The organism is Photobacterium arenosum (assembly GCF_014841115.1).
GTDB lineage: Bacteria > Pseudomonadota > Gammaproteobacteria > Enterobacterales > Vibrionaceae > Photobacterium > Photobacterium arenosum.
In genome coordinates this window covers 203,954-230,418 of the sequence record NZ_JACYTP010000006.1, presented here as the reverse complement: position 1 = coordinate 230,418, position 26,465 = coordinate 203,954, and the positions used below count along the sequence as shown (strand labels likewise).

Genomic DNA, 26,465 nt, shown 5'->3' with positions numbered 1-26,465 from the left:
CGATGTCGAGCTTACATATCAAAGACGTAAATAAGCATTATGGCGATTACCACGCGCTGAAAGAGATAGATATCAAGATAGACAGCGGTGAGTTTCTGGTGCTGGTAGGCCCGTCCGGCTGCGGTAAGTCAACGCTGATGAATACCATAGCCGGGCTGGACAGTATCAGTGACGGCGCGATTTTGTTAGGCGACAAAGACGTGACGCATTTGTCGCCTAAAGACAGGGACATCGCCATGGTCTTTCAGTCTTATGCGCTGTACCCCAGTATGACGGTACGCCGCAATATCGCCTTCGGATTGGAAATGCGCAAAGTGCCTCAGGCCCAGATTGCCCTGGAAGTCGACAGAGTGGCGACTATGCTGCAGATCGATCATCTGCTCGATCGCAAGCCGGCAGAGTTGTCGGGCGGCCAGCGCCAGCGGGTTGCCATGGGCAGAGCCCTGGCCCGTGAGCCGAAGATTTACCTGTTTGATGAGCCGCTCAGTAACCTGGATGCCAAACTCAGAGTGGAAATGCGCACTGAAATTAAGAAGCTGCACCAGCGGCTGAAAACCACCATAGTTTACGTCACCCATGATCAAATTGAAGCCATGACACTGGCCGACCGCATTGCTGTGATGAAAGACGGTGTCTTGCTGCAGCTTGCCAGCCCGGAGCAGATTTACAACAACCCGGTCAATATGTTCGTGGCGGGCTTTATGGGCTCACCCTCGATGAATTTCATACGCAGCTACCTCAGAGCACTCAATGACGGCTTGGCGATAGAACTGCATAACCGGGACGGCGAGCGGGTCAGTATTCCTTTGCCTGAGAGAGGAAAAGATTTGTCAGCCTGGGTGAATCGTGAAGTGATACTGGGGCTTCGTCCTGAGCAGATCCGTCAGGCAACGGTGAATTCGCCGGCAGTGTTTGAAAGACATATCAATAATCAGCTGGATGTGGTGGAACCGACGGGGGCGGATACGCTGGTGGTTACACAGTTTAACGATCAGGATGTGACCGCGAGATTAGACCCTGAAAGTCATCCTGTGTCGGGACGCGATTTCTTATTCGCAGTCGATGTGAGCAAAGCGGTGCTGTTCGATCCGGACAACGAGGACAGGATTTATTAAGTGCTCAGAGATGCAGGTATAAAAAAGCGGCTGTTTCCAGCCGCTTTTTGTCAGGGGGATGTTATGAGTGGTCTTAGAAAATCAGGTGAGCCATCAGCGCGATAACCGGCAGGGTGACCAGGGTACGCAGAATGAAGATCACGAACAGCTCCCAGGCCTTCACCGGGATCTTGCTGCCCAGCAGCAGAGCACCGATTTCAGACATATAAATCAGCTGTGTTACAGACAGTGCTGCAATCACAAAGCGAGTCAGATCACTCTGGATTTCCGTTGCCAGAATCGAAGGCAGGAACATATCAGCAAAGCCGACGACTATGGTTTTAGATGCTTCAGTTGCTTCCGGAATCTGCAGCAGTTCCAGCAGCGGGATAAAGGGTTTACCCAGCCAGTCAAACACAGGTGTGTTCTCGGCAACCAGCAGCGCCAGTGTACCTATGGCCATGACAACAGGCAGGACACCGAACACCATATCGACAGCGGCTTTGACACCGTCATTGACCACTTTGCGCAAACTGGTGACTGTGTTGGCGCGCTCAAAGGCTTTTTCCAGACCGAAGCTCAGCACAGTGTGGCCGTTAGGCAGGGCATCCATGTTGGCATCGGCCGGGGTACCGCAGACAAATTCATCACGCTTACGGCTCAGAGGCGGCAGGCGCGGAACAACAATGGCAGCCACCACACCCGCCAGACATACAGTGGCGTAGAAAGGCAGGAACATGTGTTCCAGGTTAACCTGCGCGATCACAACCAGACTGAACGTAATGGAAACGGCAGAGAAAGTGGTACCAATAACCGCCGCTTCACGCTTGGTATAGAAGCCTTCTTCATACTGTTTGCTGGTCAGCAGGACCCCGACACTGCCGTCAGCCAACCAGGATGCCATACAGTCGATAGCTGAGCGCCCAGGCAAGTTAAACAGCGGGCGCATTATTTTGGTCAGCATTGCTCCGAAGAATTCCAGCAGACCAAAGCTCGTCAGCAAAGGCAGGAAAAAGCCCGCACACAGGAAGACCGCAAACAGCACGGGCAGCAGGTCGTTCAGTACCAAGCCGCCGGTATTTCCGTCAAAGATAGCAACCGGACCGACTTTAAAAAACGTCAGGATGGCAAAGGTCGCACCCAGTAATTGAACGATGTACCAAGGCAGGCTTGGCTTAAACAGATTGGCAATAAAAGGTTTACGTTCAATAAAACGGGGTTTGATGAGGCGAACCAGAGTCGAGCAAAGCGCCGTCAGGGTAATGACGGTGGTGACGATGGCCGTCAGGCTACCTTCAAACAGGTTCTGGATTGCTTTTGCCATTAAGGCAATAGGGATGGTTATCTCTCCACCTACGGTGATTGGTGCCATAAACAGCAGCACACCGATGAATGATGGCAGAATAAACATGAGCCAAGGCGCTTTACGCTTGTTTGCGCCAGTTATCACTTGTTCTGACATGATTGACCTTTAAGTAACTGATACAACGTGTTTTTGTGCTGAGTTGAGTGGTTCTTCCCAGCATGAACATGCAGTTATTATTAATATAATCGTGTCGGAGGTTACATTTTTTATCACTGCAATGGAATACTTCTCTGAAAGAATCATCTAATTATGCATTGTAAATTAGACGTTATGATAAGTTACTCACGTTTAACAACGATATATCTTGCATTACAATTTGCGCTGGTATTACACATCGGCGGGATTTGTGCAGCACTTCACTGTTATTGACATTGTCATTGTTAAGCGTAAAGCCGCTTATATAATGGGCGCTTCTTGATGACTTTTTTGACAAATTCACGGCAAAAAAATACTAATACTTATGAATATTAAATTGCAGGGACTCACACTGGCAGTGGCTACGGCTTTGTCAGTCAGCACATTTTCCGCTCAGGCAGCGGTAAACGGTGCAGATGCACGCAGCGTGGCGATGGGCGGCACAGGTGTCGCGTCCGCCAGTTATCTGACAGCCAGCTTTTATAACCCGGCGTTGGTGGCACATTATAATAAGACCGATGATTTTGGCGTGTTATTGCCAGCGGTGGGGGTCAGTATTCATGATCCGGACGAGCTGAATCAGAAAGTGGAAGATTTCCAGGATGTTAATGACGAACTGGAAATGGCGATAGATAATAGCGGCGGCAGCCCGGTTTCTGATTCCCTGGTCAATGAATGGAAAGCGGCACTGATGGCCATGGATGAGGGTAAACTCAAGGCTGACATCAGTATCGGAGCGGCCGTTGCGGTGCCGAACCGTTATCTGAGCATGAGCCTGTTCACTCAGGCACAGATTGTCAGCCTGGCTCAGGCCAACATTGATCCTGATGATTTGGCTGGTGTGGATGGCTCGAATCCGCCGGATCTCGACAATCTTCAGTCTGATGTGCTGGGGATTGCTGGTGGCATCGTCGATGTCGGTTTAACCATGGGTAAATCTTTCGAATTACCTACTGTCTCCCTGCCGGAGCAGAAGGTGTCTGTGGGTATCTCACCTAAGATTCAACAGCTGATTGCCGTGAGCTTCCAAAACACTGTCAGCCAGTTTGATAACAGTGACTTCGAATTTGAAAACGAATATCAGGATGATACGGCCTTCAACCTGGATATCGGTCTGGCTTACCAGCCGATCCCAACAATAACTCTAGGGTTCAGTGGCCGTAACTTGTTTAAGCAGGAGCTGGAAACCAACACACCGGAATCCCCCGCAGGTCAGCCAGGCAAGTTTACCAGTAAGACTTTGCTGGTTGAGCCTAAATACACTCTGGGTGCTGCATACAGTAACAGCTGGTTTACCGCTGCCGCTGATGTGGATCTGACTGAGCAGAAATATTTCAAAGAGTTTGATCTGGCGACGCAATATGCACGGCTGGGTATGGAATTGAATGGCTGGGACTGGGTGCAGTTCCGTGCCGGTTACAGCTTGAGCCTGACTGATTCTGCTGAAGATACCATGAGTGCCGGTATCGGCCTGAGTCCGTTCGGCGTGGTTGCGGTTGATCTGGCATTGCAATACGGCCAGGACAACAATTATGGTGCGGCCCTGCAGTTCGGCTTTACTATGTAATCACCTGGAAAAGTATAGTGCTCACCCCGTCATAAATTTGGCGGGGTGTGTATATGATAAATAGATTGATTACATGTAATCATGGCAGTGGATCAAATAACAGAAATAATCTGAATGAAGTTTTCACAATCCTTTGAATTAAAATATAAAAATAATTTCTGATTTTTTGATATTAATTAGAATTCCCCAGAATATTAGCTAACCTCATAAGCAATGAAGTTAATCTTCATTTAACTGCTAAATAAAAAAATAAATAAAGAATCGATCTTTATTTTTATCGTCTCCGGAATTTTTAATCATGCTTTTCATTCGGTTAAATTATTATTCAGCGAATAGCACGGTTAAAAGGGGGCTCACAAAAAAATATGAGGAACAACGTCATGGCAAATATTAATAAAGTCGAAATCGTCATCGACTGCGAAGCAATTGAAAATGGTGCACAGGGCTATCAAGCCGTTCAGATGTTTGCTGATCCCAGTCTGGTTATCGATAATTCACAGGGTTCTTATGAACTGAGCATTAAGGTCAATAACGGCGATGTGATTCGCTGGTCTGCGTTTCCGAAAGTGAGTGTTTCGGAAGATGGCAGTCATTATTCAGTTCTTATTGACGCTGAACATGAATGGAACAGTACTTTGATCAAAGGTTGGTCGGCGTATCAGGGCAATACACAAGTCTATGTCTATCAGGAAGACGGTATTCCGATGAATGACAGCGTTAACGTGCCATTTGTACGCCAGACGGCCTACATGCCGTATGTTCAGGCTGAAGCCACACTGCCAGGTCGCCCGAATCCGGGTACTCAGCAAAAAGCGGCGTATACATTCTGGGTACAAGTCTTTAAAGATGATCAGCTGATTAAAGAAATTAACTGGGACCCATATGTGACTGCCATCCAGCCATAATTTGTTTTTATAACACCCAATAGCGAGCGTTATTTTCTCTCGCTATTGGATCTTATCTAGTCTTTATTTATTAAAGCATTTCATCTTTAAGCGGTTTTCATCACAATTACTGCAGCGATAACCACAAAAATACCTGTCCAGCCAAGCGGTGAAAGTCGTTGTTTAAACAAGACAGAGCCGCCAATGGCGGTGCCCAGAATGCCTATGGCGCCCCATGACGCATAAGCCACCGCCAAATCAATCTCTTTGACGGCCTGAGCCAGCAGCGTAAAGGCACACAAGACCAGCGCGATAGACAAGCCTCCCCAGAGTTTGTGCTTGAAGCCGTTCGAACGGGTCAGTGCCATGTTGGCGGCAATGTCGACCAAAGCCGCCAGCACCACAAAGCCGAAGGACAGGGTAAAGAACTGACTCATGATCGGCTCCTTGCTGAGGTTGAGTGCGGTATTGAAGACTTAGCCTGGGTGGCACGGCAGTCTGACTGCGCTTCACCCAACGTCACCATTACAATACCTGCCACGGCTAAACCCAGGCCAAGCAGTTCCTGGCTGTTCAAATCGGCCTTGAACACCAGCAGTGACACCAGAGTGATCAGGGTAATACCCAGCCCCTCCCATATCGCATACGCTACACCTATGGCAATTCTCTTCGCCGCCAGCGACAGGAAGTAATAAGACACAGTGATCAATAGATACATGACCGCATAACCCCAGAGTGCGTCTTGCTGGCCGAGCAGATTCATGGTGCTGGTACCGGCGACTTCAGAAGCGATAGCCAGTAGCAGAAAGATTCGTGCAAGAAACATCATTCACCTTTAAATGAACTTAATTAAATGCATAACATTGAAGGACATGAAATCCCGCCAGCAGGGAGAAAAACGCTGAAACCGTACTTTTGTTGACTGTGCAGTAAAATGTTATGGAGTAAGGCTAGAGTAGCCCGCGATATTCGGCCTGGACAGGTAATTGAGATATTCATTTTTGAATATCTCTTGGTGGTTCAGAGCGGGTGTTTGAACAGGTTCTTTACAATACGATGTAAATGCTGGTGCATCGGGTGATTTCTGTTGGTCTGCAAAAAACCGCCTGAGATAACAAAGTCGCTGAATTCCCGGTTGACGGCAGGCATAGGGTAAGCCACCAGATCCGGAAAAAGCCGGATGGAGCTTTTGCTGGCGTACATGATGGCATCGGTATTGCGCAGCATCTCGGCTGCGACGCGTAAACTGTAGGTTTTGAGCAGTACGTTCGGCTGATAGCCCATGCGCTGATATTCAGACTCCACGGTACACAAAGGATTGTACGAAGCGGGGGACGGCAGAGACACAATCGGCAATTGCGCGACCGCCTCCCAGTCGTTGCTGTCTTTATCCAGCGACAGGCTCGGGTGGTTATGCCGGGCCAGTATCATCCGCTTTTCCGTAAACAGTGGGCGCATATAGATGTCGTTCGACAGCTCGGTTTCCTGATCCAAAATGCAGTAATCATGCATGCCTTCGAGCATTTCACCCTGGCTGTTATTGTTCCAGCTGGAAAAGGAAAACGTCGCGCGGGGAAAGGCCTGGTAACAGCCGCTCAGCAGGCGTGCTCCCTGCTCGTCGAGCAGATACGGATCGATGACCAGCGAGAGCTGGCCGTCATACGCCTGCGCACTGAAATCCTCAAACTCGTGCAACACCTTGGCAATGGGCGCCAGGATGTTGTCGAACTCTTCGGCTAAGCGCAGCGCCATCGGAGAGGGTTCCACACCGTGCGGCTTGCGCACGAACAGCGGGTCGTTGAACGTGGTCTTTAATCTGGCCACACCACGGCTGGCACTGGGCTGAGAGATCCCGAGCTGCGCCGCCGCGACTTTAATACTCTTATGATCAACCACCGCCTTGAGCAAGCGCATAAGATTGAGATCCAGTGTATCGAGCTGATGGGCCATGCAGACACCTGATAGATCAACAGAAAAAGTGATTTGATGATTGTAATGGGTTGCGGCGTTCTGGTCACGGTGACAATCCGGCTGGCGTTATTTTGGCACCAGAAAGTGCGGTGAGTGGCTGTGATATTGAGCGCAAAACAAGATAAATAGTTGTATTGCCAGCAGCAACTGTGAATTTGCCGGCTGTTTACGACATAATGCCAAATGCGCATAACCGGCGTACTGCTTAAAATAGGGCCATTTTTGATCCCAACGGTGCTTTCTTCATGTCGTCCGATATCAAACCGACCAAACGTTTTGTCAAAGCCGCTTATCAGCCACTGGATGAGCGAATTTACAGCTCTAAACCTGAACCGGTTCCAGAGACAGAGCCTGTACCTGAATATGCCTATTCTGTGGCATTTGCTTGCCGGCCGGCGCTGTACCGACAATACGTCAAACCTTATCTGTCGCTGCAATTAAATCAGTCTGAGCAAGAAGGCCCGCTCACGCAATGGTCAGAGAAAGCGCAGGGTCAGCATACTTATGTGTCGTGCGAAGTCAGGAAGGATGAAGAAAAGTCACTGCAGGTAAATTGGCGAACCAGCCCTTTGGTGAGTTTTGGAGTGGATGCTGTCCTGCCGCACGACAAGTCTGCCGCAGTGATTCAGGAAGCCTTTGTGCCTGTTCGCCCGGCGATTCAGATGGGAGAGCAACTGGGCCTGCCGACCAAAGGCTACCTCTATCACTTTCTGGCAGGCAAACTGATCAGCGAATACCGTTGTATGGGGGAAACCTATCCGCGTTTTCAGGTTACCCAGAGCCGTGCGGAGGCCATGTATCCTGAGCCCGCGATTGATCAACCGCTCGAATTCATCCTTGCCCTCTGGCAGCGAAACGGCCAGACGGTTCAGGATCAATACCTGCTCTATAGTCAGGAAGCACTGACTGACGATGCCATTAACAGTGTCGATACCGCCTTTCTGGATCAACATGGTGTGAAGCTGGACATGCAGCAGATTATCCCGCTGACAGAAAATGGCGGGCAACGTAAAAAGCACACCGTGGTTGAGGGAGAGACCTTATCCGGTATCGCAGACCATTATCAGATGACGCTGGAATCATTGTTGTCACTCAATCCATTCTGGCGTGATAACAAAACACACCTGAGCATTGGCAGTCAGGTTTACCTTGAGTCGGTGGGGATTTACACCCATGGTCAGGACACACGTTACCCGGCTTCTGCAATGATGCTGGGAGACGGCGTTTTCGCCATCAGCAATCAGTCGCAGGGCTGGGTCGACTTTCCTGTGGTGAAAGTGGCTGAAGCGGAAGCAGGTCAGTTTACGGCCCTTTCCCCGGTGCGTTACGCCATTGATGCACGTAACGAAAAAGGACAGGGCTTGCACCCCGTTCAGGACACAGAGGTGTTTTCCGGGGGGATTTTTCAGTCAGCAGAGATACCCTACACCCTGCGTCAGATCCGTGACGGCTGGCTGTATGCGCTGCATCCGCTGCCAGAATCGGAAGCGTGGCAGCTGGAAGAATACAAGATTGAGCAGGGGGAGTTTCGCCGGGTAGAAGGCCACACGGCGCAAGCACGCGCAAAGGCGGAGCCTCAGCAACCGAAAAGCCATATTCTCTGCGCTACGGCGAGTCCGTATTACCTGGCCTATTCCGTGAAGCGCTGGACAGATCGTATCTGCGATTTTTATCTCACCGATGCACAGGCCCGCGACAACTGGCTGCGCAAAGTCGATCTGAATGAATCGGGTCAGCATACTCATCGCGCTGATGTCGCCACGGTGGAATGTGCTGTTGCCGATGTGAACGTCGAAGGGCTGGATCCCTTTGCCGGAACCTGCGCGCCGCTGACAGGTGAGCCCGGCAAACCGAACGATTTTATTCATGTCCCGCCGAAAAAGACACTGGCCAGTTACACCTATCAGGCACCGTCAGCACACGGACAGCAGATAGTGGCTCTGGACGATCCGCTGGCCGACCTGAGCGATCTCTATCTTGCCCTGCTGGAGCCGGTACTGACCACCACGCCCGATGAGCAAACCCACCGCAAAGTGGTGCTGGCAGAAGCCATTCGCTCCATGGTTCGGGTGTCGATCCCGCAAGATAAAATGCCGGTAATCCAGCCGGAACAGTGGCTTGATTTTGAAAGCGCACTGGATACCTGTCTGGAATATCAGTATCAGATACCCGTACTGCATACGGGACCAGATAATACTTTGTCAGCCAGGCTTGAGCTGCTTAACCAATACAAACAGGCCAGTCTCAAGGCGCAGGCCAAGCTGGAAGCCATGGGCTTTTTCGGGGTTGAAGACTATGTGCAGGAATATACCGAACGGCGAAAAGCCCACTCACAGGTAAATTGGGACGGGCTGGATACCTTTTATAAAGCCTATCTGGCGTCGCAGGCGGGCGCGTATGCGGCGATCCCCGGCGCCTTTGACCGGCTGTTAGCCGCCTTGCCCACACTGGGTACTGAGCCGATGCGTCTCGGGCTGGACATGCTGTACAGCGATCACATGGCTTATCTGATGGAACTCTTCGGGGAGATCCTGCCTGCACTCAACAGCAGCGCCAGCGATGACGCCATGCAGCAGAAGCTGGCCGAGGCGCTGGTGCAGGAGACACCGGATAACCTGATGGCACTGGCCACCTCATTTTTCTCGGCGGAATTCTATACCAAAGCCGATGAACTGGTGAAAGAAAGCGATGTGCTTGATCTGCAGCGTGAGTCTGTCCCTGTGACAGGTGTGGTCGCCGGTCTTAACAGCGTGCTGGGTTTTGGGCTGGGGACAGAATCGGCACTTTACCAAAAAACCTTATCCATGACGGTACCGCTGGGCGGTTTGATTGACAGTGCCATTGAAGCGGTGAAAAAAACGGCAGGCATGGGATTCCAGAAGGGGTATTTTACCTATTTAGGGATCACCATGAAAAAAGGCGGCTTTCGCGGTGGCTTCAATGTCGCGGCGATGACCTGGAGTCTGGAACAGATCTCTCAGGGCAAAATCGGTCTGAATCCGGCGTTTGAGCAGACCCGTCAGGCCTTCCGTCAGCGCTTTAGCGGTGCGGTCTCAGAGTGGCAGTCGCTGGATGAGCAGCTCAGGCGGATGCCTGCCGACTCACCCAAGCGGGCAGCGCTGGAACTGAAGCAGCAGAAAATGGAAACCCGTGTCGCCCGGATGGTCACCGAGGCACCTGGGGTATACGACAGTTTCAACGGCGCAAAATTGCAGGCGTTCAACAGTGTTCTGGACAGGGCCAATCAGGGGTTCAGTCGGCTCGGCCGGCTCGATTTTATTGTGGCGTTTCTTAATGCCATTAACGTGGTCGCCCAACAATACGCAGTGGAAGAGACGCTGGCCTCCACACCCAATGCCGACGTGAATACCCAGCGCCATGTGGTGGGTTTCAGCACCGCCTGGCTGATGCATGCCACCAGTGAGATCTTCCGCGGACTGGCATTTGATAGGGTGAAGCAGCATCCTTCTTTGCTTGAGCAAAGGTTGAATCACATTGTTTCAATAGGCAAAGGTGTCGATATAAAAGCGTTAGCGCGAAGCTATCTTCAGCGCTCTATGCTGGCAGGCATGCTGGGCGTTGTCGCGGCGGGGTGGGAAGCCTATTTAACCTGGCAGGATGCTGAGAAAGCTGACTTTTTAATAGAACAAAAACTGCTTGGAATTAAATCGATAATTCTTGCCGGACAAGGACTCACATGGGGAGTATTGGCGTTAAATAGTGTGTTGGGAACAGCGAACAGATTAGCAATCGGAGTGGTGTTGCAAGGCTGGATGGTCGCAGCCTGGTTCTGGCTGGGGATCGCTTATCTGGCCGTCTCTGTGATCATCAATGTCCTGCAAAAATCCCCGCTGGAAAGCTGGCTGCGCAACAGTGTCTGGGGAGAAGAGCCCAAAGGTGACTGGACTGCAGCAACTGAATATCAGGCGCTGCTGCAAATTCTCAATCAGCCGCACATTGAGGCGGTGGTCAAAAGTGCCAGGCAACTACCGGGCAAAGTCGCCTCCCCTTATGCGCCTTTGCCTTATACCTTTCAGCAGCAGTTGAAGCTCACTTTTCCGCAGCAACGTCCCGGACAGCGTATTGACGTCGGCGTTACTGTCTCTGGGCTGCGGGAGCGGGAAGTTTACGAAGGCTACTACAAAACCACCAAAGTTGATGCTTTTACCTATCAGCTGACCGAACAGGATATCGCACGGGGCGACTGGGAATTTGATGAACACAAGGTGCCGACGCTGGTACTGGATATCCCTATCTGGGTAGAGCGTATTGACACCATCAGGGTGTTTGCTGTGGTGAACAACCGCAACCCCTTTGCCGAATCACAGCAGACGGCACAGCACTATAAACATCAGGTGCATCCGCAGCTCCAGGCACAATCGGATGTGATGAAAGATGGCCAGGCAAGCGATATGCTCGGCCATCAACTGATTTTAGTAAAAATAGAGGACGTATGACTTCAACAGTATCTTTACCCGAATACACGGAAGAGTATAAAGTGCAGCAACACCAGCAGGTTTTGGAGGCTGAGGTGGTGCATGAATGGGAGTGTGTTTTGCGAACCAAAGTTAAGCTTTTGGGAACTTTGATTGTAGGTGGCGCAGGAATCATATTTGTTAGTGTGATGAACTATCTACATCCTAATGATTTTTTATTATTTCTGTGTGGCGGAGGAGTATTGATGTTTTTCCCCGTTTGTTATTTTCTGTTCTATACAGACTACGACTACAAGGGCCAAATCACTCCCAAAGGCATCATTATTCAGAAAACAGAACGGGTGCCGGACATCTTCTACAAGGCAACACGGGGAATGGCTTATATCGGCATTGTGGTGTGCGTGATTGCCGCCCTGATGGTCGGGCCGCTGGCCTTTGTCGGTGCAGGGGCTTTTGCTTTGATGTCGTTTAAGATGACGGGGTTTCATAAGCAACCGAAGGTATTAGTGTATCCGTTCTTGGAAAGCTTTACTTATCGAAATACATGCTCTGAATTAGATGATATTTATCAATGGGATATTTATACATTTATGTGCGATATTCCAAGTTTTGATGACCAGAAATTATATAACCTCTATTGGTTTGGTTTTCAATGTAAGGCATCAGACTTTCCTCACATTGAAAAAGTGTTGAAGCAATACATTCGGTTTGCAGATTAACGTTCAGAATGAGCCTAAGGCTAATACGAGTGAGTGTTGCAACATGACCACAAAAGTACCTATACCCGAATACTCGGAAGAGTATAAGCAACAACAACACCAGCAAGTGCTGGAGGCTGATGTGGTGCATGAATGGGAGTGTGTGCTTCGTCATCAGGATAAGCATCATTTACCGTTATTTATGGTTGGTGGGATTAGTGTTGTTTTTGGTATTTCGTATTATTTGAGCACCGATACCAACTTTTTATATATGTGGCCTATATTTGTCGCGATTTTCGTTCCTGTCAGCTATTTCCTGTTCGATGCCGACTACGACTACAAGGGCCAAATCACCCCCAAAGGCATCATTATTCAGAAAACAGAACGGGTGCCGGAAATCTTCTATAAAGCAACACGGGGAATGGCTTATATCGGCATTGTAGTGTGCGTGATTGCCGCCCTGATGGTCGGGCCGCTGGCCTTTGTCGGTGCAGGGGCTTTTGCCTTGATGTCGTTTAAGATGACGGGCTTTCAGAAGCAGCCGGAAGTGTATGTTCGTTCCTTTTTAGAGGGTATCCCTTATCGAATCAGACGTTCTGAAATGCCGTACCAATACGAAGTTCAACAGTTTTCCAGTCACTGTAAAAGTTTAAAAGACTTAAATGACAATGCTGAGCAGCTAAGGTGCTTTCATCGGTGGACAATTAACTGCACCGCAGAGCAGGAAAAGGAAGTTCTTTCTCAGTTATCCCGATTTGTTGAATTCGAGAATAAAGTGTGATGATTGAGTTAACCCATAATATTCAGTCTGTACTGAAGAGTGCAGCGGTATGACCACAACAGTATCTTTACCCGAATACACGGAAGAGTATAAACAGCAGCAACACCAGCAAGTACTGGAGGCTGAGGTGGTGCATGAATGGGAGTGTGTCTTGCGAACCAAAGTTAAGCTTTTAAGCACGTTAATACTGGGTGGGCTGGGAGGTGGGTTTGTCGGAGTAACTAACTACTTTCATCCAGATCTCGTCGCGCTGCTTTTATGCGGGGGAATGGTATTAATTTTTCTGCCAATTATTTATTTTTTGTTTAATGCCGACTACGACTACAAAGGCCAAATCACTCCCAAAGGCATCATTGTTCAGCAAACAGAACGGGTGCCGGAGATCTTCTACAAGGCAACGCGGGGAATGGCCTATATCGGCATTGTAGTGTGCGTGATTGCCACCCTGATGGTCGGGCCGCTGGCCTTTGTCGGCGCAGGAGCTTTTGCCTTGCTGTCGTTCAAAATGACGGGGTTTCATAAAAAAGCTCAAACTGAGGTCATTCCATTTGTTCGAGACAAACAATACCGCTACATGGGGTACGAATCATTTTATCAATACACAGTGTGTACCCATGGGTATGGCGTGGAAGAATTTTTAAGAACTCCGATTCATGGTGTCTATGAAGTTGCATTTAGTTGTACTGATGAGCAATTGCCAGAGTTAGACAAAATAATACGCCAGTATATTGATGTGGCGAAAGAAACTGAAAGCTGCGGTTAATACCGGTAAGATTATAGCAACATGACCACAACAGTATCTTTACCCGAATACACGGAAGAGTATAAACAGCGCGACATGTTGTAACAGCGCTGAGGTGACGTGGACATAAAAAGACCAGCAATTCCGCTGGTCTTTTGTATGTTAATGCTGAACGTGATCCTGCGGATCAACGCATAGTAACAAACTCTTCCGAGCCGGTTGGGTGGATGGCAACCACGCTGTCGAAATCGGCTTTGGTGGCGCCCATCTTCATGGCAACGCCGAAGCCCTGGATCATTTCGTCCACGGTATAGCCAATGCCGTGCAGGCCGACTACAGTTTCTTCCGGACCGGCGCAGACCAGTTTCATCTTACAAGGCTGGCGGTGGCTGGTGACGGCTGTGTACATGGCCGTAAAGCCGGACTGGTACACTTTCACATTCTCTTCGCCGTACTGGGCGATGGCTTCCTGCTCCGTCAGACCAATAGTGCCGATGGGCGGATGGCTGAAGACCACGGTTGGCACCAGTTTGTAGTCCATCTTGGCGTCTGGCTTGTTGTTGAACAGGCGCTCAGACAACTGACGGCCGGCTTTGACGGCCACAGGAGTCAGCTCGATGCCGCCGTCCATGATGTCGCCGACACAGTAGATGCCAGGCACATTGGTCTGCTGATATTCATCGACCTTGATGTAGCCTTTGCCTGTGGTTTCCACACCGGTCGCGTTCAGGTTGATTTTGTGCGTCACAGGGTTGCGGCCGATGGCCCAGATCAGCAGGTCGGTATTGTGTGATTCGCCGTTTTCAAAATGCAGCGTGGTGGTGCCATCGGCTTCTTTCACCACTTCTTTGGGCACTGAGTGGGTGTGCAGGGTCGGGCCTTCGTTGTTCATGACTTCGACCAGGGTGTCGACAATCATGGGATCGAAGCTGCGCAGCGGCGATTCTTTACGTACGAACAGGTGGGTATCTGTACCCAGCGCGCTCAGCACACCGGCGATTTCGACTGCGATGTAACCGGCGCCGATAACAGCAGTACGCTTAGGCTGCTCGGTCAGCTCGAAGAAGCCGTTAGAGTCGATACCGTGTTCCGCACCCGGAATGTCCGGGATGGTTGGCTCACCGCCAACGGCAATCAGAATATGATCGGCAGTGAAATGCTGGCCGTTCACTTCCACGGTTTTGGCATCTACGAATTTGGCAAAGCCGTTGATCACTTCAATCTTGTTCTTGCCCAGCACGTTATCGTAGGCCTGATGGATGCGGCCGATATAGGCTTCGCGGCTTTCCACCAGGGTAGCCCAGTTGAAGTTTTTCACGTCCACGTCAAAGCCGTAATCTTTGGCATACAGATGCATGGCTTCTGCAATCTGAGCGCCGTGCCACATCACTTTTTTCGGTACACAACCGACGTTGACACAGGTGCCGCCCAGGGCTTTGGCTTCAATCAGCGCGACTTTTGCGCCGTACATTGCCGCGCGGTTAGCTGATGCAATCCCGCCGCTGCCGCCACCAATACAGATGTAATCAAAATGCGTTGCCATGACTGTTCTCTCTATGCTGTGAAATCTTAGCTGGACGACAGTGTATACCTAAGTCGCCTTCAGATGCTAGGTTCGGCGAAACTGACGTCTTTGCCGTGGAATCTGTGGTGATCTTGATGCCGGGAAGTTAGGGAAGGGCTAATCATTCCGGTGCAGCATGCCTGGCTTTGCACCGGAGATCATTAAACGGCGGGGATTATTCCGGCACCACCCAGCGCAGTGTGGTGTGGCCGCGGGTGGGTGCAATCACAGACTGCAGCCAGGGCAGCAGGGCAGCCATCTGGCTTTCCAGCTTCCAGGGCGGGTTGATGACAATCATGCCCGAGGCCGTCATGCCGCGCTCTTCGGTATCCGGCTCGACACCCAGTTCAATCTGCAGAATGTTGCGGATCCCCAGGTTCTCCAGCTCTTCCAGCATGGCGTCGATATTGCTGCGGTATACCACAGGGTACCAGATGGCATAAGTGCCGGTCGCCCAGCGTCTGACGCTCTGACCTATGGCTTTCACCACATCCATGTACTCGTGTTTCAGCTCGTAGGGCGGGTCGATCAGCACCAGACCACGCCGTTCTTTGGGCGGCAAGCTGGCTTTGAGGCGGGCAAAACCGTCTTCTTTGTAGATACGTACCTGACGATCGCCGCGAAACTCCTGCAGCAGCAGCGGGAAATCGGTTGGGTGCAGTTCGGTCAGGATCATGCGGTCCTGGTCACGGATCTGGGCGCGGGCCACCTTGGGTGAACCCGGGTAGTAGCGCAGGGTGTCACCCTGGTTCAGAACCCGGATGGCATCCAGGTAAGAGGCCAGTGCTTCCGGCAGATCGTCGCGCTGCCACAGGCGTGCAATGCCTTGCAGGTATTCGCCGGTTTTTTCACTGCGCTCATCCTGTAGATCATAACGCCCCACACCCGAATGGGTGTCGTGATACACAAAAGGTTTGTCCTTTTGCTTGAGCGCATCAAGGATCAGGCTTTGGACTATGTGTTTGATCACGTCAGCATGGTTGCCGGCGTGAAAACTGTGGCGATAACTCAGCATGGGTTACTCTGTGATGGTCGACGAAGGGCGTTATTATGGCGTAATCCGGCCGATTATGCAGCGGGATTGTGGTCTGTCATCCTCGCGGCCACTAAAATAGAGTGAACTGCGAGCCTAAATTGCGCGAAGGGATTGAAAATCCCCTTATGCAGACGCATTTCCTCAGGAACCTACTTAAAAAGGATACGCTGATGTCGAACCCATTACTGACCATGACAGATCTGCCCCCGTTTACGCAAATCAAACCCGAACACATCTTTCCTGCGGTTGAGCAGGCCATTAAAGACTGCCGGGCCAAGGTAGAAGACGTCCTGGCCAGCGGCGAGACACCCAGCTGGGACAGCATTTGTGCGCCGCTGGCGGAAACCGATGATCGTCTGAATCGCATCTGGTCACCGGTGGGCCATCTCAACGGGGTGAAAAACAGCCCGGAACTGCGCGAGGCCTATGAAAGCTGTCTGCCCATGCTGTCGGACTACAGCACATGGCTGGGTCAGCACAAGGGTCTGTATGAAGCCTACAAAAGTATCCGCCACAGCGATGCGTTTGCGACCCTGTCTCAGGCGCAGAAAAAATCCATTACCGATGCACTGAAAGACTTTGAGTTGTCGGGCATCGGCCTGCCCGCGAGCGAACAGCACCGTTATGGTGAAATCAGCAAGCGTTTGTCCGAGCTGTCGTCATCTTTCAGCAACAATGTGCTCGATGCCACTATGGGCTGGAGCAAGCTGATTGCCGATGCCGGCGAGTTGTCGGGCCTGCCGGAGTCGGCATTGCAAGCGGCCGCGGCGGCGGCGGAAGACAAAGGTGAGCAGGGTTATCTGTTTACGTTGGAAATTCCCTCCTACCTGCCTGTCATGAGCTACTGTGATAATCGCGAATTGCGCCGTGAAATGTACGAAGCCTTCGTGACCCGTGCCTCGGATCGCGGCCCGAACGCGGGCAAATGGGATAACAGTGAAATCATTGCTGAAAAACTCAAACTCAGCCATGAACTGGCCCGTTTGCTGGGCTTTAATACCTACAGCGAGAAGTCGCTGGCCACCAAGATGGCGGAATCCACCGATCAGGTGCTGGGGTTCCTCAATGATCTGGCCGCCCGCGCTAAGCCGCAGGGCGAACAGGAAGTGGCAGAGCTGCGTGAGTTTGCCCGCAGCGAGTTCGGTGCCGATGCACTGGAGCCCTGGGATATTCCTTACTATGCCGAGAAACTGAAACAGCACAGATACAGCATTTCCGATGAGCAGCTGCGGCCGTATTTCCCGGAGCAGAAAGTGGTGTCCGGCTTGTTTGAGGTGCTCAAGCGTGTCTTTGGCATGACAGTGACTGAGCGTGAAGGCGTGGATGTCTGGGATCCGAGTGTCCGTTTCTACGATATTTTTGATGCCAGCGGCGAGCTGCGCGGCAGTTTCTACCTGGATCTGTATGCCCGCGAGCACAAGCGCGGTGGTGCCTGGATGGACGAATGTATCGTGCGCCGCGTGCGTCAGGACGGCAGTCTGCAGCACCCGGTGGCCTACCTGACCTGTAACTTCAACAAACCGGTTGGCGGTAAGCCAGCGCTGTTTACCCACGATGAAGTGGTGACCCTGTTCCACGAAACCGGCCACGGTATTCACCATATGCTGACCAAGGTTGATGAGTCTTCGGTCTCTGGCATCAATGGCGTACCCTGGGATGCGGTAGAACTGCCGAGTCAGTTCCTGGAAAACTGGTGCTGGGAAGAAGAGGCGCTGGCCTTTATCTCCGGCCATTATGAAACCGGTGAGCCTTTGCCGGCCGAATTGCTGGGGAAAATGCTGGCGGCGAAGAATTTCCATTCAGCTCTGGGTATGCTGCGCCAGCTGGAATTCGGTCTGTTCGATTTCTCACTCTACACCAATTACGATCCGGAAACGGGCGCGCAGGTGCTCGATACACTGGCTGCTATCAAGCGTCAGGTGTCTGTGCTGCCAAGCCCGGAATGGGGCCGATTCCCGCACAGTTTCGGCCATATCTTTGCTGGTGGTTACAGCGCGGGCTACTACAGTTACCTGTGGGCTGAAGTACTGTCATCCGATGCCTATTCCCGCTTCGAGGAAGAAGGTATTTTTAACCCGCAAACCGGGGCGGATTTCCTGGCCTGTATTCTTGAGCGCGGTGGCAGTGAGGAGCCGATGGATTTGTTCAAACGCTTCCGCGGCCGCGAGCCTAAGATCGATGCCCTGCTGCGTCACAGCGGTATCACAGGTTAAAGATACTCGATTCTACGATCAGAAAAGGCTCCCGTCGGGAGCCTTTTTTATGAGCATTGTCTTGAGCCACAGTGTTATGTGGCAGGTGTTCAGCTTTCTTCGCTGATCTGCAGTGGCCAGCCGAGATCGCTTTGGCGGTGGGCTTCCTGTTGTAACTCAGCATCAGTCAGCGGATTGGCTGTCAGCCAGGCTTTTGGCAGTATCAGGGTGAGCTGATTGTCATCGACCGTCAGGTGCGCAGGGGGCTGGTGCTGGCTGTCACGCCGGTGGCAGAGAATGACCGCCAGGCGCAGCAGGCGCAAGATACGCACAGCGTTGATTGCGGGGATGGCATGCTGTTCCGGCAGGCTGGTCAGGTTGTCCCTGTGCCTGCGCAGCAGCTCGCCCAGCAGGTGTTTCTGCGCGCGGGTAAAACCGGGCAAGTCCAGATGCTGGACCAGATAGGCGGCATGATCGCCGTTTTGCTTGAAGCCGATACCTGTGCCTATTTCGTGCAAGATGGCGCTGGACTGGAGCAAAGAGCGGGCTTGCTCATCGGTCTGCCAGGCGGGCTGACAGTCCTCCAGTAAAGCCTGCGCGGTGTCGGCCACGGTTTGGGCATGTTCGGTATCAACCTGAAAACGGTATTGCAGGCTGTTCAGGGTTCTGGCTCGCACATCGTCGTGACGCATCTGGCTCATCATGTCATACACCATGCCTTCGCGCAGGGCGCCGCCGGCCAGTGTCATGGTTTGGATGTCCAGCGATTCAAACAAGGCGATCAGAATCGACAGGCCACTCGGAAACACCAGAGCCCGTTCTAATGTCAGCCCTTCAATATCCAGATCTTCCAGGCGTTCGTATTGCATGGCCTGACGCTGCAGACGCTTGAGTTTAGACAGGGTGATCAGCTCGTCCATGCCCTGGGCAACCATGATTTCCTGCAGCGCCTGTACGGTGCCGCTGGCGCCGACACAGTGGTCCCAACCCAGTTTGCGGTAGGGCTCCACGATAGGCGCAATGGCTTGTTTTGCCGCCAGGATTGCCGCGCTGAAATTGTCGGCTGACAAGTGCCTGTCTTTGAAATAGCGTTCCAGCCAGGTGACACAACCCATTTTCAGGCTGGTCAGTGCCTTGGCATCAAAACCTTCACCGATAATGACTTCAGTACTGGCCCCACCGATATCGACGACCAGGCGTTTTCCCTGACCGCCAGAGGTGTGTGCAACGCCCTGGTAGATAATGCGTGCTTCCTCTTCACCAGGAATAATGTCGATGGGGTGACCCAGTATACTGATGGCTCTGGAAAGAAAGTCTTCGGCATTCACGGCGGTTCGCAGTGCCGCGGTACCAACAATGCGGACCCGTTCAGCCGGAATATCCTGCAATCGTTCTGCAAACATTGCCAGGCATTCCCAGCCGCGCTGCATGGCTTCCTGGCTCAGTTCATTCTGGCCGTTAAGGCCGGCTGCCAGCCGTACTTTGCGCTTGATTTTAGCCAGCGTATGCACACTGCCTGCGACTTCACGCACGATCCACATGTGAAAACTGTTAGAGCCAAGGTCAATGGCTGCATACAGCGGGGATACGACACAACTTTCCATAGCGTCTTCTTCAGTTACTGTGTTTTCTGTGGTGAGCGACGGCGGTTATTACTGCGCTGACGTCCCTGTCCTTGTCCCTGACGGGAACCACTGTTGCGACGACCACCGCTCTGGCGAGGTGCCCGCTGGAATTTTACCGGTGGCGGCAGATCATCCAGCAGCGCTTCGGCATCGTATTTTGATTGCGGAATCGTGTGCTCGATGTAGGTTTCAATCGCCGTCAGATTAATGGCGTATTCTTCACAGGCAAAGCTGATGGAATGACCGCTTTCGCCGGCACGACCGGTACGGCCAATACGGTGAACATAGTCTTCGGCATCGTCAGGCAGATCGTAGTTAAAGACGTGAGTCACCTGAGGAATGTGCAGACCGCGCGCCGCGACGTCGGTTGCCACCAGGATGTCGACTTCACCTTGAGTGAACTGCTCCAGAATGCGTACGCGTTTTTTCTGCGGCACATCGCCGGTCAGCAGGCCAACACGGTGGTTATCGGCTTCCAGGTGCGCCCAGATGTCTTCACAACGGTGTTTGGTGTTGGCAAAAATGATGGCGCGATCCGGCCAGTCTTCTTCGATCAGGGTCTGCAGCAAACGCATTTTGTCCTGATTGGACGGGTAGAACAGCTCTTCCTGGATACGGTGACCGGTTTTTTGCTCAGGCTCAACCACCACACTTTCCGGGTTGTTCATGTGCTCGAACGCCAGCTCTTTGACCCGGTATGACAGGGTGGCAGAGAACAGCATGTTCAGGCGTCCTTTCGGGCTTGGCATACGTCGGAACAGGAAACGGATATCTTTAATAAAGCCCAGATCGAACATACGGTCGGCTTCATCCAGTACCACAACCTGAATGCTGTGCAGATCTATCACACGCTGCTTGTAGAAATCGATGATACGGCCACAGGTGCCGATCAGAATATCTACACCGTTTTCCAGGTGCTGTTTCTGTTTTTCGTACGCTTCGCCACCATAAGCCAGACCGGCTTTCAGGCCAGTGCTTGCCAGCAACGGTGCGGCATCATTGTAAATCTGAATGGCCAGTTCCCGTGTAGGTGCCATAATAATTGCACGGGGCTGATTGGTTTTTCGCTCCTCGGATGCTGGGTTCAGCATCAAATGGTTAAAGGTCGCTGTCAGGAAAGCCAGGGTCTTACCAGTCCCTGTTTGTGCCTGACCAGCAATGTCACGGCCGGAGAGCAATACCGGCAATGCCAGGGCCTGGATAGGGGTACAGTTATGAAACCCCTTGTCTTCCAGTCCTTGTAAAACCAGGGGGTTTAGTCCCAGGTCGGCAAATTTCTGCTCTGTGATATGAGTCGTCTTCATTCGTATAGAATATCAGCTTAGGGTTGCAATACGAAACGTATTCAATTCAAATAGGGCATCGATTTGCTGGTTAAAATAGAATCAGCGTTGAAAATCAACCATTGGAGTGGAAGATGAGCGACAAGATTGTGCAGCTGACAGACGCAAGTTTTGATAACGATGTGATTAACGCTGCAGGCCCAGTTTTAGTCGATTTTTGGGCTGAGTGGTGCGGACCGTGTAAAATGATCGCGCCAATTCTTGACGAAATCGCAGACGAGTACCAAGACAAGCTGACTATCGGAAAGCTGAACATAGATCACAATGCCGCGACACCACCAAAATTTGGTATCCGTGGTATTCCGACTCTGTTGCTGTTCAAAGACGGCAATGTGGCTGCGACCAAAGTCGGCGCACTGTCTAAGTCTCAACTGAAAGAGTTTCTGGACGCCAACCTGTAATTGGCCTACAGTAACGCGAAACCGCGTACAATGATCCTTTTGTACGCGGTGTCTTTTTCAGGCCACTAGACGGATGCTGGCTTTAGTGCTAAGTTATTGCACGTAAATTATACGACAGTTCATTTCTTGACCAGCCCCATTGGTCGAAGCTTTTCTCAATTAACCATAGAACCCCTAATTTGACTGACAAGAAACCCACCACTATGAATCTTACAGAACTGAAGAACCAGCCTATCTCAAAGTTGGTTGCGCTCGGCGAAAGCTTAGGACTCGAAAACCTAGCGCGTTTGAGAAAACAGGACATCATCTTTGCCATTCTCAAACAGCACGCGAAAAGTGGTGAGGACATTTTTGGCGACGGGGTTTTGGAAATTCTGCAGGACGGCTTTGGCTTCCTTCGTAGCGCAGACAGTTCATACCTGGCAGGCCCGGATGATATTTATGTCTCACCAAGCCAGATTCGCCGCTTCAACCTGCGTACCGGTGATACCATTTCAGGTAAAATCCGGCCACCAAAAGACGGTGAACGCTACTTTGCCCTGCTGAAAGTCAACGAAGTAAACCACGACAAACCAGACAACGCCCGCAACAAGATCCTGTTTGAAAACCTTACCCCGCTGCACGCCAATGATCGCATGCGTATGGAACGTGGTAACGGCTCAACCGAAGACATTACTGCTCGTGTACTGGATCTGGCCTCACCTATCGGTAAGGGTCAGCGTGGTCTGATTGTTGCACCGCCAAAAGCGGGTAAGACTATGCTGTTGCAGAACATTGCACAGAGCATTGCTTACAATCACCCAGAGTGTGAGCTGATGGTGCTGCTGATTGACGAGCGTCCTGAAGAAGTGACCGAGATGCAGCGTCTGGTAAAAGGCGAAGTGATTGCTTCTACCTTTGACGAGCCGGCTTCCCGCCACGTTCAGGTTGCCGAAATGGTGATCGAAAAGGCCAAGCGACTGGTTGAGCATAAAAAAGATGTGGTTATCCTGCTGGATTCTATTACCCGTCTGGCCCGTGCGTACAACACAGTGGTGCCATCTTCCGGTAAAGTACTGACCGGTGGTGTCGACGCCAACGCCCTGCACCGTCCGAAGCGTTTCTTCGGTGCGGCCCGTAATGTGGAAGAAGGCGGTAGCCTGACCATCATCGCGACGGCACTGGTTGATACCGGTTCTAAGATGGACGAAGTGATCTACGAAGAGTTTAAAGGTACAGGTAACATGGAACTGCACCTGTCGCGTAAGATTGCCGAGAAGCGAGTATTCCCTGCGATTGACTTCAACCGTTCCGGTACCCGTCGTGAAGAGCTGCTGGCCAAGCCGGATGAGCTGCAGAAGATGTGGATCCTGCGTAAGATCGTTCATCCAATGAATGAGACCGACAGCATGGAATTCCTGATCGACAAGCTGGGCATGACCAAGACCAACGACGAGTTCTTCGAAGCGATGCGTCGTCAGAAGTCCTGATTCCATTGGCTTGATGTCACAGATTGTATAAACGCCACCTTGTGTGGCGTTTTTTTATTGCTGATAATATCGGCATGTTGTTTGAAACAGCATTCAATTGACGACTGAGGTTATCCTCTTTCAGACTTTGCCGGTCTGCCAGGAAGGTGGGCTGAAATGGACCTGATGCTCAGCGGCTCGGGAACCAACAATGAATCAAGTCAGCAATAACATGGAGTATGCAACATGCAACATGGAAGAGGCATGTGGGTCTGGTTGTGGTTACTGCTGGTCGCGCTACCCCTGAGGGCTGATGAAATCAGTCAGCAGGAATACCAGCAGGTCACGCAGGACATCACACCGGCATTAAAATCGCTCAAAACCCTGTACCGGGAAAGTGATATTGCCCAGCTCAATTATCAGCTGGCTGATTTCTCTGTGCTGGAGCAGGAAGCCCTGCGTTCGGCACTGGTGGACTACGCCCATACCTTGAAAAAGCTGGATGATGAAAAGATCGCCTGGCTTGAAACACAAGCGGCCCGACAATCACGTTTCACCCTGACAGAACAGGGCGATGGCTACCGGGTTACCCGGGCAGCATTTACCTACGGCACCCGGGCACACCAGCTGTTGCAGCGCTGGCAGCGTGAGCAGCTGGCGGAATCCTTTGTCCGTCAGGTTGATGCCGGTGATTTAGTGCTGGCAGACTGGCTGGCCGGTGATCTCAATACCCAGCGCACCCGGCGCGATATTGCCCTGGCGCAGCTTTCTGCGCTGTCCGGCACAGGCGTGAGGTATCTTGCCGATCAGTTTCTGTCCGACAGACAACTGCTTTGGCTGTCTGATAACGGCTTACTGGCCAAGCTGGCCGCGATAACCGGGGATGAAGGTTTGTACCAGCAATTGTGGCGTCGTCGCACCGATCAGTACAGCCGGGGCGAGCTGAACCGGCTGGCAGATGAACTGCCGGGCAAACTGGCTGTGAGCCAACTGATGGCCGCAACTCGTAATCCCTCCCTGAAAGCTCAGGCATACCAGGCACTGGCTACCCTTAAGCCACTGCCGGACGAGGTGGAAATCTTTCTGTTAGCCAAGCTGTCCGAGCCGGAAGACGGTGAGCTGGTGGCCAGTAAACTGGTCAATCAGGGTCATTCTAGCTGGCTCACCACACTCGCCGCAGGCACTAAGAGTTACACGTTAAAGCGTAATCTGGAAACCGCTTTATCGGCATCCATGCCCTGATGCCCGGTACAGTGCGCTGCAGGGGCGGGAAGATTTCTTTTCAGTACCTTGTTTTACCACCAATAAATGCCTGCATCACAAGCATCTTGTCAGGGATTCAGTATATAATGTGTCCTATTTTTATCCCGGCTGTCCGTAAGCCGGGTCGAGCAAAACAGATAGGGTGCAGGAATGAAACTCAATGATTTGCGCGACTTTATCGCCTACCTGGAAGAGCGTGGGCAACTTAAGCGCATCAAGCAGCCAATCGATCCCCGGTATGAAATGACTGAAATCTGCGACCGCACCCTGCGGGCAGGCGGACCGGCATTACTGTTTGAAAATCCGGTGGGTTACGATATCCCTGTGCTGGCGAACCTGTTTGGCACTACCGAGCGGGTTGCTATGGGCATGGGACGTGAGGATGTGCTGGAGCTACGGGAAGTCGGCAAACTGCTGGCGTATCTCAAAGAGCCGGAACCGCCGAAAGGCTTCCGTGATGCCATCGACAAGCTGCCGGTCTTCAAGCAAGTCCTTAATATGCCTGCCAAGCGCCTGAGCAAAGCGCCGTGCCAGCAGATCGTCTGGCAGGGCGATGAGGTCGATCTCGATAAGATTCCGGTCATGAGTTGCTGGCCGGGCGATGTGGCGCCGCTGCTGACCTGGGGGCTGACGATTACCCGCGGCCCGGAAAAGAAACGCCAGAACCTGGGCATTTACCGTCAGCAGAAGCTGAGCAAGAACAAAGTGATCATGCGCTGGCTGGCTCACCGAGGCGGTGCGCTGGACATGCGCGAGTTCATGCAGGCCCATCCCGGCGAGAAATTTCCGGTTTCTGTCGCTTTTGGGGCCGATCCGGCAACGATTCTCGGGGCGGTAACGCCTGTGCCTGATACCTTGTCTGAGTATGCCTTTGCCGGTCTGCTGCGCGGCAGCAAGACCGAGGTGGTCAAAAGCATCAGCAATGATCTGGATGTGCCGGCCAGCGCAGAAATCGTGCTGGAAGGCTATATTGATCCCAATGAATACGCAGACGAAGGCCCGTACGGTGACCATACCGGGTATTACAACGAAGTGGAAAGCCACCACGTTTTTACCGTCACACACGTGACTATGCGCAAAGATCCGATTTACCACAGCACCTATACCGGCCGCCCGCCGGATGAACCGGCTGTGCTGGGCGTGGCGCTCAATGAAGTGTTTGTGCCGATTCTGCAAAAGCAGTTTCCGGAAATTGTCGATTTTTACCTGCCGCCGGAAGGGTGTTCCTATCGTATGGCCGTAGTGACAATGAAGAAACAGTATCCGGGCCATGCCAAGCGGGTGATGATGGGCGTGTGGTCTTTCCTTCGCCAGTTCATGTACACCAAGTTCGTGATAGTCTGTGACGATGATGTTAATGCCCGTGACTGGAATGACGTGATCTGGGCGATTACCACCCGGATGGATCCGGCGCGGGATACTGTGATGATAGAAAACACCCCGATCGATTCGCTGGATTTTGCCTCGCCTGTGGTTGGCCTGGGGTCAAAGATGGGTCTGGATGCCACCAATAAATGGCAGGGTGAAACACAGCGCGAGTGGGGGACACCTATCATTAAAGACCCGGAAGTGGTTGCTAAGGTGGACGCCATTTGGGATGAACTGGGTATTCTGGCGCAATAACGCCGGATAACGCAGCAAGAAGGTTTACCGCAATGTATCAGGTTCGTGTGTTGCCGCAGGACGTCATGTTCAGCGTCGGGGAAGAGGAAACCCTGTTGAGCGCAGCACGCCGGGCAGGACTGGCTTTCCCCCACCGCTGTCAGGTCGGGGCGTGTGCCACTTGTTTATGCCGCAAGCTGGCGGGTGAGGTCACTTACCGGCTGGCACCGGTGCTGACGGAGAAAGAGCAGGCTGAGGGATGGATATTTCCCTGCCTGGCTATGGCCCGCAGCGATCTGGTACTGACTTTGGAATAG

20 protein-coding genes and 1 pseudogene are annotated in these 26,465 nt (G+C 52.0%); 13 read left to right on the top strand and 8 right to left on the bottom strand.

Annotated features, from left to right (window positions below; genetic code table 11):
- The first annotated feature begins 2 nt into the window (after nt 1-2).
- Nucleotides 3-1,115 carry an ABC transporter ATP-binding protein gene (locus IFO68_RS11990; RefSeq protein WP_192016080.1) on the top strand — a complete coding sequence of 371 codons (1,113 nt, stop codon included), beginning with the start codon at nt 3-5 and terminating at the stop codon, nt 1,113-1,115.
- Between the two features lie 73 nt (nt 1,116-1,188).
- Here IFO68_RS11990 and IFO68_RS11985 read toward each other — a convergent pair whose 3' ends face one another.
- A complete protein-coding gene (locus tag IFO68_RS11985; protein WP_225445194.1) occupies nt 1,189-2,556 on the bottom strand; it encodes a YjiH family protein in 1,368 nt (455 codons plus the stop codon).
- A 364-nt stretch (nt 2,557-2,920) separates the two neighbouring features.
- On the opposite strand from IFO68_RS11985, the gene IFO68_RS11980 reads away from it, so the two are divergent.
- Complete coding sequence (locus IFO68_RS11980; RefSeq protein ID WP_192016079.1) at nt 2,921-4,162, top strand: conjugal transfer protein TraF; 1,242 nt, start codon at nt 2,921-2,923, stop codon at nt 4,160-4,162.
- Between the two features lie 380 nt (nt 4,163-4,542).
- A complete protein-coding gene (locus IFO68_RS11975; protein ID WP_192016078.1) occupies nt 4,543-5,067 on the top strand; it encodes an AidA/PixA family protein in 525 nt (174 codons plus the stop codon).
- Nucleotides 5,068-5,153: 86 nt separating this feature from the next.
- On the opposite strand, the gene mdtI is transcribed toward IFO68_RS11975, so the two are convergent.
- The 3 genes from mdtI to IFO68_RS11960 form a co-directional block, all read right to left on the bottom strand.
- Nucleotides 5,154-5,483 (bottom strand): multidrug/spermidine efflux SMR transporter subunit MdtI, encoded by a 330-nt coding sequence (gene mdtI / locus IFO68_RS11970; RefSeq protein WP_192016077.1) that lies wholly within the window; start codon nt 5,481-5,483, stop codon nt 5,154-5,156.
- Nucleotides 5,480-5,872, bottom strand: coding sequence for an SMR family transporter (locus IFO68_RS11965; protein ID WP_192016076.1), 393 nt, complete (start codon nt 5,870-5,872; stop codon nt 5,480-5,482). Before IFO68_RS11965 ends, mdtI begins: the two co-directional genes overlap by 4 nt.
- Nucleotides 5,873-6,066: 194 nt before the next feature.
- A complete protein-coding gene (locus IFO68_RS11960; protein ID WP_192016075.1) occupies nt 6,067-6,996 on the bottom strand; it encodes a LysR family transcriptional regulator in 930 nt (309 codons plus the stop codon).
- 266 nt (nt 6,997-7,262) lie between these two features.
- On the opposite strand from IFO68_RS11960, the gene IFO68_RS11955 reads away from it, so the two are divergent.
- The 4 genes from IFO68_RS11955 to IFO68_RS11940 are packed head-to-tail and all read left to right on the top strand — an operon-like array spanning nt 7,263 to nt 13,695.
- Entirely contained in the window at nt 7,263-11,474 is a 4,212-nt protein-coding gene (locus tag IFO68_RS11955; RefSeq protein ID WP_192016074.1) for a toxin VasX, read from the top strand.
- A complete protein-coding gene (locus IFO68_RS11950; RefSeq protein ID WP_192016073.1) occupies nt 11,471-12,172 on the top strand; it encodes a hypothetical protein in 702 nt (233 codons plus the stop codon). The genes IFO68_RS11955 and IFO68_RS11950 overlap by 4 nt, the downstream gene beginning before the upstream one ends.
- 43 nt (nt 12,173-12,215) lie before the next feature.
- The gene (locus tag IFO68_RS11945; protein WP_192016072.1) at nt 12,216-12,932 is read left to right on the top strand and encodes a hypothetical protein; all 717 of its coding nucleotides are present in this window, start codon (nt 12,216-12,218) and stop codon (nt 12,930-12,932) included.
- Between the two features lie 49 nt (nt 12,933-12,981).
- Entirely contained in the window at nt 12,982-13,695 is a 714-nt protein-coding gene (locus tag IFO68_RS11940; protein ID WP_192016071.1) for a hypothetical protein, read from the top strand.
- A gap of 166 nt (nt 13,696-13,861) precedes the next feature.
- On the opposite strand, the gene gorA is transcribed toward IFO68_RS11940, so the two are convergent.
- Entirely contained in the window at nt 13,862-15,217 is a 1,356-nt protein-coding gene (gorA, locus tag IFO68_RS11935; protein WP_192016070.1) for a glutathione-disulfide reductase, read from the bottom strand.
- Between the two features lie 196 nt (nt 15,218-15,413).
- A complete protein-coding gene (locus tag IFO68_RS11930) occupies nt 15,414-16,253 on the bottom strand; it encodes a 23S rRNA (adenine(2030)-N(6))-methyltransferase RlmJ (protein WP_192016069.1) in 840 nt (279 codons plus the stop codon).
- A gap of 191 nt (nt 16,254-16,444) precedes the next feature.
- On the opposite strand from IFO68_RS11930, the gene prlC reads away from it, so the two are divergent.
- Complete coding sequence (prlC, locus tag IFO68_RS11925; protein ID WP_192016068.1) at nt 16,445-18,487, top strand: oligopeptidase A; 2,043 nt, start codon at nt 16,445-16,447, stop codon at nt 18,485-18,487.
- Nucleotides 18,488-18,576: 89 nt separating this feature from the next.
- On the opposite strand, the gene gppA is transcribed toward prlC, so the two are convergent.
- Nucleotides 18,577-20,070 (bottom strand): guanosine-5'-triphosphate,3'-diphosphate diphosphatase, encoded by a 1,494-nt coding sequence (gene gppA / locus IFO68_RS11920; RefSeq protein WP_192016067.1) that lies wholly within the window; start codon nt 20,068-20,070, stop codon nt 18,577-18,579.
- A gap of 14 nt (nt 20,071-20,084) precedes the next feature.
- Nucleotides 20,085-21,395, bottom strand: coding sequence for an ATP-dependent RNA helicase RhlB (gene rhlB, locus IFO68_RS11915; protein WP_027250484.1), 1,311 nt, complete (start codon nt 21,393-21,395; stop codon nt 20,085-20,087).
- Between the two features lie 113 nt (nt 21,396-21,508).
- On the opposite strand from rhlB, the gene trxA reads away from it, so the two are divergent.
- The 5 genes and pseudogenes from trxA to IFO68_RS11890 all read left to right on the top strand — a co-directional run bounded on the left by trxA (nt 21,509) and on the right by IFO68_RS11890 (nt 26,465).
- On the top strand, nt 21,509-21,835 hold the full coding sequence (gene trxA / locus IFO68_RS11910) for a thioredoxin TrxA (RefSeq protein WP_046220469.1): 327 nt from the start codon (nt 21,509-21,511) through the stop codon (nt 21,833-21,835).
- A 203-nt stretch (nt 21,836-22,038) separates the two neighbouring features.
- Complete coding sequence (rho, locus tag IFO68_RS11905) at nt 22,039-23,304, top strand: transcription termination factor Rho (protein WP_046220468.1); 1,266 nt, start codon at nt 22,039-22,041, stop codon at nt 23,302-23,304.
- Nucleotides 23,305-23,529: 225 nt separating this feature from the next.
- On the top strand, nt 23,530-24,525 hold the full coding sequence (locus IFO68_RS11900; RefSeq protein WP_192016066.1) for a hypothetical protein: 996 nt from the start codon (nt 23,530-23,532) through the stop codon (nt 24,523-24,525).
- A 171-nt stretch (nt 24,526-24,696) separates the two neighbouring features.
- A pseudogene (ubiD, locus tag IFO68_RS11895) lies at nt 24,697-26,148 on the top strand (4-hydroxy-3-polyprenylbenzoate decarboxylase); the annotation flags it as partial.
- Nucleotides 26,149-26,201: 53 nt separating this feature from the next.
- Nucleotides 26,202-26,465 carry a 2Fe-2S iron-sulfur cluster-binding protein gene (locus IFO68_RS11890; protein WP_192016064.1) on the top strand — a complete coding sequence of 88 codons (264 nt, stop codon included), beginning with the start codon at nt 26,202-26,204 and terminating at the stop codon, nt 26,463-26,465.